The 11014-nt window shown below is 60.7% G+C and carries 8 protein-coding genes; all 8 read left to right on the top strand.

What is annotated here, in order from left to right; genetic code table 11:
- The first annotated feature begins 9 nt into the window (after positions 1-9).
- The 8 genes from KI611_RS04870 to KI611_RS04835 all read left to right on the top strand — a co-directional run bounded on the left by KI611_RS04870 (position 10) and on the right by KI611_RS04835 (position 10984).
- On the top strand, positions 10-1497 hold the full coding sequence (locus KI611_RS04870) for an N-acetylneuraminate synthase family protein (RefSeq protein WP_226418703.1): 1488 nt from the start codon (positions 10-12) through the stop codon (positions 1495-1497).
- A 2-nt stretch (positions 1498-1499) separates the two neighbouring features.
- Entirely contained in the window at positions 1500-3320 is a 1821-nt protein-coding gene (locus KI611_RS04865) for a thiamine pyrophosphate-binding protein (RefSeq protein WP_226418702.1), read from the top strand.
- 22 nt (positions 3321-3342) lie between these two features.
- Complete coding sequence (locus KI611_RS04860; RefSeq protein WP_226418701.1) at positions 3343-4416, top strand: glycosyltransferase family 2 protein; 1074 nt, start codon at positions 3343-3345, stop codon at positions 4414-4416.
- Positions 4413-5582 (top strand): SDR family NAD(P)-dependent oxidoreductase, encoded by a 1170-nt coding sequence (locus KI611_RS04855; protein WP_226418700.1) that lies wholly within the window; start codon positions 4413-4415, stop codon positions 5580-5582. Before KI611_RS04860 ends, KI611_RS04855 begins: the two co-directional genes overlap by 4 nt.
- Positions 5579-7066, top strand: a complete 1488-nt coding sequence (locus KI611_RS04850; protein ID WP_226418699.1) for a radical SAM protein — start codon at positions 5579-5581, stop codon at positions 7064-7066. Before KI611_RS04855 ends, KI611_RS04850 begins: the two co-directional genes overlap by 4 nt.
- A gap of 78 nt (positions 7067-7144) precedes the next feature.
- Positions 7145-8410 carry an FkbM family methyltransferase gene (locus tag KI611_RS04845; protein ID WP_226418698.1) on the top strand — a complete coding sequence of 422 codons (1266 nt, stop codon included), beginning with the start codon at positions 7145-7147 and terminating at the stop codon, positions 8408-8410.
- A gap of 31 nt (positions 8411-8441) precedes the next feature.
- Positions 8442-9725 carry a radical SAM protein gene (locus KI611_RS04840; RefSeq protein ID WP_226418697.1) on the top strand — a complete coding sequence of 428 codons (1284 nt, stop codon included), beginning with the start codon at positions 8442-8444 and terminating at the stop codon, positions 9723-9725.
- Entirely contained in the window at positions 9722-10984 is a 1263-nt protein-coding gene (locus tag KI611_RS04835; RefSeq protein ID WP_226418696.1) for a radical SAM protein, read from the top strand. The genes KI611_RS04840 and KI611_RS04835 overlap by 4 nt, the downstream gene beginning before the upstream one ends.
- Positions 10985-11014: the final 30 nt, after the last annotated feature.

Raw genomic sequence — 11014 nt, 5'->3', positions numbered from 1 at the left:
CGTATATCGATGACCAAACCACTATTCATTTTCGAGATGGCCAACAACCACATGGGCGATACCGCCCATGGCGTGGCCATCATCCGGGCGATTCACGAAGCCTGCCAGGATTTCGATTTCGACTTTGCCTTCAAGCTGCAATATCGCGATCTCGACAGTTTTATCCATCCCAGTTTCAAAGGCCGCGACGATGTCAAATACGTCAAGCGCTTCGAGGAAACCCGGCTGGCCAGCGAGCAATTCGCCACCCTGCTCGCCGCCATGCGCGACTGCGGTTTCAAGACGGTGTGCACGCCCTTCGATGAAGCCTCGGTGGACCTCATCGAGGCGCAGGGCATCGAAGTCATCAAGATTGCCAGCTGCTCGCTGACCGACTGGCCGCTGCTCGAACGCATCGCCCGTACCGACAAGCCGATCGTCGCCTCGACGGCCGGCGCCACGCCGGAAGACGTCGACAACGTCGTCAGTTTCTTTCTGCATCGCAGCAAGCAACTGACCCTGATGCACTGCGTCGCCGAGTACCCGACGCCTGACGAAAACCTGCACATCGCCCGCATTGAAGCGCTGCGCACCCGCTATCCCGAGGTTCGCATCGGCTATTCGACGCATGAGTCACCGGAAAAGACCGAACCGGTGATGCTGGCGCTGGCCAAGGGTGCCCGGGTGTTTGAAAAACATGTCGGCCTGCCCACCGAGCGCTATGCGCTCAATGCTTATTCGGCCAACCCGGCGCAGGTTCGGCAATGGCTGGCCGCTGCCCAGCGCGCCCAAGTTCTTTGCGGCAGTGAGGCTTGGCCCGCCGCCACCAAGGCCGAGGCGGAAAGCCTGCACAGCCTGCGCCGCGGCGTTTACCTGACGCGCCAGGTTGCGACCGGCGAAGCGGTCGACGGCAGTGCGGTCTGTTTTGCCTTCCCGGCTATCCCGGGTCAGATCACCGCCAATCAATGGTCGAAATACAGCCACCATATCGCTGCCCAGCCGCTGACCACCGGCCGTCCGTTGCTCGGCTGCGAGGTCGAAATACATCACGAACGCGAACAGATTCATGCCGCCGTGACCGCCGTCCGCAAACTGCTGAAAGACGGCAACATCGTCGTGCCCGGCAAGTCCGACCTGGAAATATCCCACCACTACGGCATGGAGCGTTTCGGCGAATTCGGGCTGATCATGGTCACGGTGGTCAATCGCGAATACTGCAAGAAGCTGATCGCCATGCTCCCCGGCCAGACGCACCCGGAGCAGTTGCACCATAAAAAAGAGGAAACCTTCGTGGTCCTGCACGGCAAGCTGACGCTGTGGCTCGACGGCGTCGAGCACGCGGCCGAACCGGGCGATGTGATCACCGTCCATCGCGGTGTCAAACACAAATTCTTCTCGGCTGGCGGCGTGGTTTTCGAGGAAATATCCTCGACCCACTTTAGCGACGACTCGATCTATACCGATCCGGCAATCACCGCCAACACCCATCGCAAAACCCTGCTTACCCACTGGCTCTGACCATGCGCGTTGCTGACTACCTGATGAGCCGGCTGGCCGATGCCGGCGCCGAACACGTTTTCTTGCTGCCCGGCGGCGGCGCGATGTATCTCAACGATGCCCTGGTTTGCGAAAAGCGGCTGATCCCGGTGCCCTGCCATCACGAACAGGCCTGCGGCATCGCCGCCGAAGCCTGGGGCCGGGTACGCGAAAGCTTCGGCGTGTGCATGGTCACCACCGGTCCCGGGGCGACCAATGCCATCACGCCGGTGGCCGGCGCCTGGATCGAATCGACGCCGCTGCTCGTCATTTCCGGCCAGGTCAAACGCCCCGACCTGCTGGCCGGCCGGCCGCTGCGCCAGGGCGGCGTGCAGGAAGTCGATATCGTGCCGATGGTCAAATCGGTCACCAAATACGCCGTCACCATCGACGACCCGAAGCAGATTCGCTACCACCTCGAGCGTGCCCTGTTCGAGATGAAGGACGGCCGCAACGGGCCGGTCTGGCTGGACATTCCACTCGATGTCCAGGCCGCCACGATCGACCCGGCCGAGCTGCCGGGTTTCACACCGGAACCCTTACCGGCTGCTGATTTCGACGCGGCCTGCCGTCAGTTGCTGGCACTCATCGCCCAGGCCGAACGTCCGCTGCTGCTGGCCGGCCACGGCGTTCGCCTGGCCGGCGCGGCGCAGGACTTCGCCGGACTGGCGGAGCGCCTGCAGATTCCCGTCGCAACAACCTGGAATGCGCTTGACCTGCTGCCTTGGGATCACCCGCTGTGCGTTGGCCGCCCCGGCGTGGTGGCGTTGCGCGGCGCCAACTTCGCGGTACAGAACTGCGACCTGCTGATCAGCATCGGCTGCCGCCTCGACAACATCATTACCGCCTACAATCCGCGCGGCTTTGCCCGCGCGGCGAAGAAAGTGGTCTGCGACGTCGACGCCAACGAAATCGCCAAGCTGGACATGGACATCAGCCTGTCCATCGTCGCCGACGCCAAGATCCTGATCGAGACCCTGGCCGGTCAGCCGCTGCCGGCCAATACCCCGGACACCAAGCCGTGGATCGCCCGGTGCGTCGACTGGAAGCGGCGCTACCCGGTGAACGATGGCGCCGCCTTTCCAGGCAACGGACCGATCAATCATTACCATTTCGTTTCCGCATTGTCGGACGCCATTCCGCCCGATACGCTGGTCAGCACCGGCAGCTCCGGGCTGGCGGTGGAAGTGTTCTACACGGTATTCCGGAACAAGCCTGGACAGCGCGTCTTCCTGACCTCCGGACTCGGCTCGATGGGCTATGGTCTGCCCGCCGCCATCGGCGCCTGCCTGGCCAACGGCGGCAAGCCGATGGTCGCGGTCGAGAGCGACGGCAGCCTGCAACTCAACCTGCAGGAACTGGCGACGCTGGTCGCCCAAAACCTGCCGATCACCTTGATCATCATGAACAACGGCGGCTATGCATCGATCCGCAACACACAGCGCAACTATTTTTCTGAGCGTTACATCGGGACCGGGCCGGAAGCCGGACTGATGCTGCCGGATCTGGAGAAAGTGGCGCACACCTACGGCCTGCCCTTCAAGCGCATCGCGGATGCCGCCGACCTGGATGAAGGCCTTCGCATCGGGCTGGCAACGCCGGGGCCGAAGCTGATCGAAGTGTGCCTGATCCCGAACGAAATCCTGGCGCCCAAGGTCGCGGCGCTGCCGCAGCCGGATGGATCGATGCTGTCGATGCCGCAGGAAGACATGTCGCCGCTGCTGACGCTGGAAAATCTGCAGAACGAAATGCTCATCCCGCTTTCCGATGCATCGATGCGGGCTCGTCGCAGCGACCGCTCCTGAATCACCCAACCTCCGAAAACCAATGGCCCTGAATCCGCGACTCAACGATCCCAAGACACCGCTCGTCAGCATCACGGTGTTCAACTACAACTATGGTCGATATTTACGGGAGTGTTTCGACAGCATCCTGGCGCAAACTTACGACAACATCGAAATCTGCTTCTCCGACAACGCCTCGACCGACGATTCCTGGGCAATCGCGCTTGAATACCAGCAGCGGTTCCCGGATATCTTTTTCGTCGCCAGGAACCGCCAGAACTTCGGGACCGATGCCAACTTCCGAAACTGCTGGGTCAACGCCCGCGGTAAATACTTTGTCGAACTCTGCTCCGACGACGCATTACTGCCCGACTTCACACGGCGCTGCGTCGAGGCAATGGAAAATGATCTGGCGGTTGGCTTCACCATCGTTCACCGCGCCATCCTCGATGAATACGGCGAACGCGTGGCGGAAGCTCCTTTTTACAATCAGACATGCAAAATCCCCGGCCCCAGCCAGGCCGCCGTTTACATGATGGCGGCAGTCAACCCGGCGGTGTCGCAAATCATGTATCGCAAGACCTTCACGACCGGGAAAACGGTGATCGGCGGACTGGCCGCACGCTGGTACGGTACGCGCATGATGGACTTCAACATGTGCTGCGAGTATCCGATTGTCTACATCAAGGATCCACTGCTGCTGCACCGCCTGCATCTGGCTAACGACTCGTTCAAGGCTGCGGATAACATGATGGAAGTGATCGGGCCTTACGTGCTCAATCACCAGTTTGCCGAGTTGGCATCGTTTTACAACCATCATAACGTTACCGAGCGGCTTCCCGCGTCAATCGAAAAAGTCGCCAATCTTGCCTTGCGCTACAGCGTTCGCGCCTTGATCAACGGCGACGAGCGCAGCGCCCGGAGGTATCACGACCTCTCGATGGCCCTGCTTCCGGAGATCAGGAATAACGAGGTCTGCGTCCAACTGAACGCCTATTGGTCGATCGGCGATCCGGCCGAAAGACGACAAGCCGTTGCCGCGCTGGAGACCCGGGACAATCTGGTGACCCGCTCGGTCTCATACGATCCGCCACCGGGAAGCACGCCGCTGCAATGAGCGACAAGCGCTGCGCGGCGGGAGCGGAAGCCCTGGACGAATACTGGCGAATGCCGAAAACAGCGGAGCCGCTCTGCTTTTTTGGTGTCGGAGTACTGTTCGACGCCTGTTACGACCAGCTCGTCCTCGCTGCCGGGCAGCGACCCGATGTGCTGTCGGACAATGCCGCAACGAAATGGGGAAAATCCTTCCACAGCGTTCGGTGCCTTCCCCCGGAACAGATACCGGGCAACGCCACGATTGTCCTGTGCATCCGCAACTACGAAGCGGTAAGCGCCCAGTTGCGGGCGCTCGGGCACCAGCGCATTTATTTGGCGAATTTCGACCGGGGATACCATCGGGTTTCCAGGCTACGGCGCCTGGACCCCGACGATGCCGCCAAACCGGCACCGCCACCGCTTGACCTGCGCGGACAATGGGCATTGGTCACCGGCGCCAGTCGCGGCATCGGCCAGCAGATCGCCCTGGCCCTCGCCCAGCGCGGCCTGAATCTGATCTGCCACGGAAAAACCGAGGAAAGCGCCCGGCGGGCATGCGAAAGCGTCGGCGCAATGGGAGTTGAAACCCGCCCCATCGCCGCCGACCTGGCCGACCCGCAGGCGCTTGATCACCTATGCGACTGGCTGGCCAGTTCCGCCCCACCGCTTGCCCTGCTCTACAACAATGCCGGGATCTCGCCAGCTTGCCCGGACGGTTTCTGGAAAATGGGCAGCACGGATTTCGCCGACTGCTATGCGATCAATGCCATCGCCCCGATCCGGATCAGCCAGGCGATCATTCCCAAAATGAAAAGCCAGGGTTTCGGCCGCGTCATCAATCTATCGAGCAGCATCCAGCACCGCCCGGATGAAATGGCCTACGCCTGCAGCAAGGCGGCGCTCGACAAATTCGTGTACGACATCGCCCCGCACCTGGTGGGAAGCGGCGTGATGATCAGTCTGCTCGACCCCGGCTGGCTACGCACCGACATGGGCGGTAGCGCGGCGCCGCATGCAGTCGGCAGCGTGCTGCCGGGGGCGCTTCTCGGCGCACTTATCGATGCCGACGTCAATGGCCGCTGGTTTTCAGCACAGGACTATTGCGGACTCTCGATGGAAGCGGCAATCCGCAAGGCCTTCTTCATTGACGCCTGCTCACAACCAATTCGCATAGGGCCCACGCCATGACCATCCAGCAACCAAAGCTCGTCAAATCCTGCCCCAAGCTGGAAAGCGGACTGCGCCTGGGCCAGGAAGGCATTCACGCCTGCCAGCTTGGCCCCTTTTCCTCACCGATCTACTGGACGGCGGCGGAAGCGGCCAAGACGACAATTACCAAGGAAATGATCAGCGAAAAGCGGCAGTGGATTTTCGATCTGCTGAACGACGACCACAGCGAAACGCCCTGCAAGCACTGCCACATGGTCGTCCTGAAAAAGCCGGAAGAGGTGCGTTTCGACCAATTGGGCCATATCGACCTGGCGGCGACCACGACCTGCAACCTGCGCTGCAATTTCTGCGGCTACACCCAGTTCGACTCGTTCGCCGAAGCGAAATACGATGCATTGACCGTCCTCCGGCTGTTCGCCCCCGAGGATGTCGTCTGGGATGCCGCGGTCGATTTCAACGGCGGCGAACCGACGCTGCTCAAGGATTTCGACGACTACATCGATTATTTCGCCTCGCGGCGGATCCGTGTCTTTCTCTATACCAACGCCGTGATCTATCGGCAATCCGTCTATGACGGACTGGCCAAGGGAACGATCCGCTGGGTATGCGCCTCTCTCGACGCCGGCACACCGTCCTCATACGACAAGATCAAGAAGAGCAAACGCTACGCCGATGTGCTCGAAACGATCACCCGTTATGCCCATGCCGGCAACCTCGGCGGCGGGCAGCTATCGGTCAAGTACATCTTCTGCCAGGACAACTGTAGCGACGACGATGTTGTCGGCTTCACCTACGCCATGCTGGCAATCAGGCCGCAGGAGGTCTGGCTGACCTTCGATTTCGACCCCCTGTGCAACCTGCCGGGTGACTGTGCCGATTTTGGCGGACACGATTACTCGCGGCATATCGCGGCCTACGCCAAAACCTACCTGATGCTTGAAAAGCATGGGCTGCAAGCCATCCACTTCCCGGAAAAACATCTGGCCGTGGTCAGTCTGCAAGGCAAACTGCTTCTCGAGGCGGCCAAGGCGGAAATTGCCCGCTTGCGGAAGACAACAAATCTCGCCGCCCCCCATCTTCAACTGGGCGATTTCCGCGATACCGCTGGCGCGCCGAGTTCCGGCGAAATCGCCAGGTTGTCGGTGGCGCCGTTGCGCGGCCGTTCCCCGGGCCAAGACTGGCAGCCCCTGTCGCTGGCCGGAAAACGTCTGGCGCTGGCGCCGGCCTGCACCTTGGCGCGCCGACTGCGCGCCGCCCCGGAACTGGCGGAGGCCGAGATCGTCGGGTTCTTCGACCGCGACAGCGTCCTGCATGGCAAGCAAATCGATGGCGTGACAGTCTTCCCCTACGCCGACCTGGCCAGCCTGGCCCCGGATCTGATCGTCGTCGCCGCCCCGGAGCATCATCGCTACGACATCGCCCGCACCGTCTCGGACAATCTTGGCACGACCAGCAATCTGGCCATTTTCGAAGAAAATCCCGACGCCCCTCCGCCGGCCTAACCTGCCGTCCGAATGGCGGACAGCACGTCAAGCATGCCGGATGCGGCAAATCGTTCTCAATACTTCAAGGGTCACCCCATGCCACGCGTAATCGACGAAATACTGGCTATTGCCAATGCCGCGCCCAAGGACCAGGAGTTCCTCCCGGTACTCTTTGCCCGGCTGCACGATCAATCAGCGATTCCGACCACAGTGATCCTGTTCGGCGCCGGCGGACTGGGGGCCGAACTGCTGCACACGATGCAGAACCAGGGGATTTCCGTACGCTTCGTCTGCGACAACGGATTGGCGAAAGCGGGCAGCAGCATCGGCGGGATACCGGTCATCGCCGGAGAGACGCTGAAGGATCACTGGCACGGCGAGCCGATCCTGATCGCCTCGAGAAAATTCGCGGCCGACATCCACCGCCAGCTTTCCGCCATGGGCATACCGGAGCACCTGATCCTCTGCCGCCCGGATGACCCGAACACCAACTTTCTCTATTCCTGCGCGATGGTCGGCAGCCAGACGCTGATTTCGGGATTCGCCAAGTACTACCAACCGTTATCGATGCAGGACATCCTGATCAGGGATGGCGACAAGGTCGAAAAAACCTACGAACTCCTGTCCGATCAGAAATCGAAGGATCTGTTCGTCACCAAGCTGGCCCTGCTCGCTTCCGGAGGAAATCTCGCGCTGCTGAAAAAATTCATCACCGAATTCAGCGAGCCATACCGCGAGTTCGGCATGTTCGGTTGCGACGGCACGACCGAAGACCGCTATTACTTCAACAACGATGTCCTGCGCCTGCGGGACGGTGAGATCTATATCGACGTCGGCGCCTTCGATGGCGACACCATCCTGACTTTCGTTGATGCCTGCCGGAAACAGGGCGTCACTTACGATTCGATCATTGCCTTTGAGCCGGACCCGCCGTGTTTCGCGGCTCTGCACAAGGTATGCGAGAACATACCGAACACCGAATGCCACGCCATGGGCCTCGGCGACGAAGACGGAACGGTTCGCTTCCTGACCTCTGACCAGGAGGACCGCTTCCATGTCGGCATCGAGCACGCCGCCGGAGAGCATGAAGTCAGGATCGTCACCCTGGATAATTTCCTGAACGAAAAGCCGGCGACGCTGATCAAAATGGACCCGGGTGCCAACATCATTCCCAAACTGCTCAAAGGTGCCAGGAAAACCATAGCCAGACACCGACCCAAACTCGCGCTCGGCGTCTATCACTCGCTGGAAGCCATTTACGAAATCCCCCTGCTCGTACACTCCTACAACCCCGGCTATGACCTGTATCTGCGGCACGGCACCTACCATCTGTCCGACACCGACCTGTTCGCCATACCTTGAACCGTTACGTTAACTGAGGCACGAGAGATTCATGGTCACCCAGACAGCATCCCGGGAATATCGAGAGATGATCGACCGCTGCGCGCGAGCGGCAGCAGATAACGGCAAGGGCGTTGCTGTTTTTGGCGCGGCCAAGGCCGGCTGGTACATCATGAAGGCGCTGGAAGCGCGGGGCGTCCGGATCGACTGCTTCTGCGACAACGATGCGCGGAAGGCCAGTGACGGATTCCACGGCTATCGCGTCCTCTCCGCCACCGATCTGGAAAAGGAATACCCCGGGGCCGTCGTGCTCTTCGGCCTATTTCGCCGCAACAGCGCACAGGCGGTCAAGAGCGGGTTCGGCGACCGGGGGTTCGCGATCCCCGAGCACGACGCCTACGGTTTTCTTTATGGCTACCTCACCGAAGTCGCCGGAAGAAAGTGCGATCATCAACTGCTCGCCGCGAGCCTGAACAAGCTGTCGGACTACTATTCGCTCGACGGCTACCGCTATGGCGATGTTGGTCATGGCGAATTCGTTTCCCCTTTCGTTACCGGGGTCGTCACCCAGAAATGCAACCTCCGCTGCTACGATTGCGGCCAGCGCATCCCCTACTACAACGCGCCGCTCGATTTCTCGGTGGCCGAAATCGTCAGGGACATCAAGCACTACTGCAGCGCTTTCACGCTGGTCCCGGAAATCAGCCTGCACGGAGGGGAGCCCTTCCTGCATCCGGAAATCGGTGCAATCTGCCGGGAAATCTCGAGCATCCCGAACCTGATCTTCATCAACCTGATCACCAACGGGAATATCTCGCCCACCGATCAGATATTGCGTGACCTGGCGAGCGCCGGGGCCGACCTGCACCAAAGCGATTACGGCAAGCTCTCCAAACAGCAGGCGGAAATATTTTCGGCATGCGCGAAACACGACATCTTCTGCGACATTCATTTCGTCGACCCGAGCGAAAAATGGCTACGCTCCGCGCCGATCAAGCTGCACGAGCGGCCAGGCACGGCAACCGAGCAAATCTACAGTGAGTGCATGGCGACAAAAGTATGCTGCCAGATCATGGACGGACGGCTGTACCGCTGCCCGGTATCGGCCCACGGCATGGCCCAAGGATTGATCCCGCCGAGCGAAGGCGATTTCGTCAGGCTCGGCGACGACATCGATGCCGATACGCTCGGGCGCTCGGTCAGAAACTTCCTGACCCGGGAAGCTGCGTTCGCCTCCTGCTCGTATTGCGATCCGAACACGGTCACGCTCGTCGAACCGGCGATACAACTCTCCGCGAAAATCAAGCGGCTGCTCAAGGAAGGAACCCAGCCATGAACCACGCCGACGTCTATCGTGACGAATTGGCGCGCTTTGTCGCCGAGATGCGGGCCAGCCAGCGGCGGGTCGTCGTCGTCGGGGCCGGCCGGGGCGGCTGGTATACCGCCAAAGTTCTGGCTCATTTCCAGGTGCCGGTGGACGCCTGGACGGACAGCAACCCGAAGAAGCACGGCATGCTGTTCGATATTCCGGTCATGCCGATGGCACAGGCGGTCGAGCGCTTTCCCGATGCCTGTTTCCTGCCCAGCGTTCTCGATGCGGCGAACTATCCGCCCGTCGCCGGCACCTTGGACGCGGCCGGGGCCAGGGATATTCGTTATTTGATGCCGGATATCCTGTTCAGTTATTTTTCCGATGTCACGCGGCGCGCATGCGGCCCGGAGGCACTGGCCAAGACCATCGCCCGGCTCTACCCGGAGCCCGGATCGCCGGCGCCCTGCCGCTCACCATCGGTGTCCTACGTCATCACGCAGAAATGCACGCTCAATTGCCAGGACTGCGGCGCCTTCGTTCCGGACAACGCCAAGCCGGTAACCTACCCGGCATCGCGTATCGTCGATGACATCGCCAAGTACTGCAGCGCCTTCGACGTCGTGCATCACATTGCACTGCAGGGTGGCGAGCCCTTCATGCACAAGGAAATCGAGGAAATCGTCGAGGGCGTTTCAAAAATCCCCAATCTGCTTTTTATCGACTTTGTCACCAACGGCACCCTCGTCCCGAAGGCGTCGGTGCTCGACGCGATGCAGCGGCACGGGGCATGCGTCATTGTTTCCGACTACGGCCCCTACTCCAGCAAGATCGCCCAACTCGCCGAAGCCTGCGCTGGTCGGCAGATATTCGTGGACTACTACCGCTACCAGGGGAATGACTGGGGAATGCAGACTCCGATCTATCCAAGAAAGCGCAGTCCGGAAAAGAACGCGGAAGTTTTCACCAACTGCATCGCGAACACCATGATCTGCTGCCAGATCATGAATGGCAAAGTCCATCGCTGCACATTTTCAAATTTCACGCAGGAACTGAAACTGATTCCGGAACTGCCTGGGGATTTCGTCGATGTCGGAAAATACCAGACCGGCTGTGCGGAACTAACCGCGGAAATCCGCGCCCTGGCCAACCGGAAAAGCGCGCTGAGCGCCTGCGATTTTTGCCCGGCCGACAACAGGAATTTCGTTCCCGCCGGAATTCAGCTGCCGAAATCAAAACGCAAGCAACCGCGCCCAATCCAGCCGGTGAATGATGGCTGCTCTTAAGCCACGCCGTACGCCACCGTAAAGACATGT

Origin of the sequence: Dechloromonas denitrificans, assembly GCF_020510685.1 — a bacterium.
GTDB classification, from domain to species: Bacteria; Pseudomonadota; Gammaproteobacteria; order Burkholderiales; family Rhodocyclaceae; genus Azonexus; species Azonexus denitrificans_A.
The sequence above is the reverse complement of the archived record's forward strand: the minus strand, read 5'-3'. Positions and strand labels throughout refer to the sequence as shown.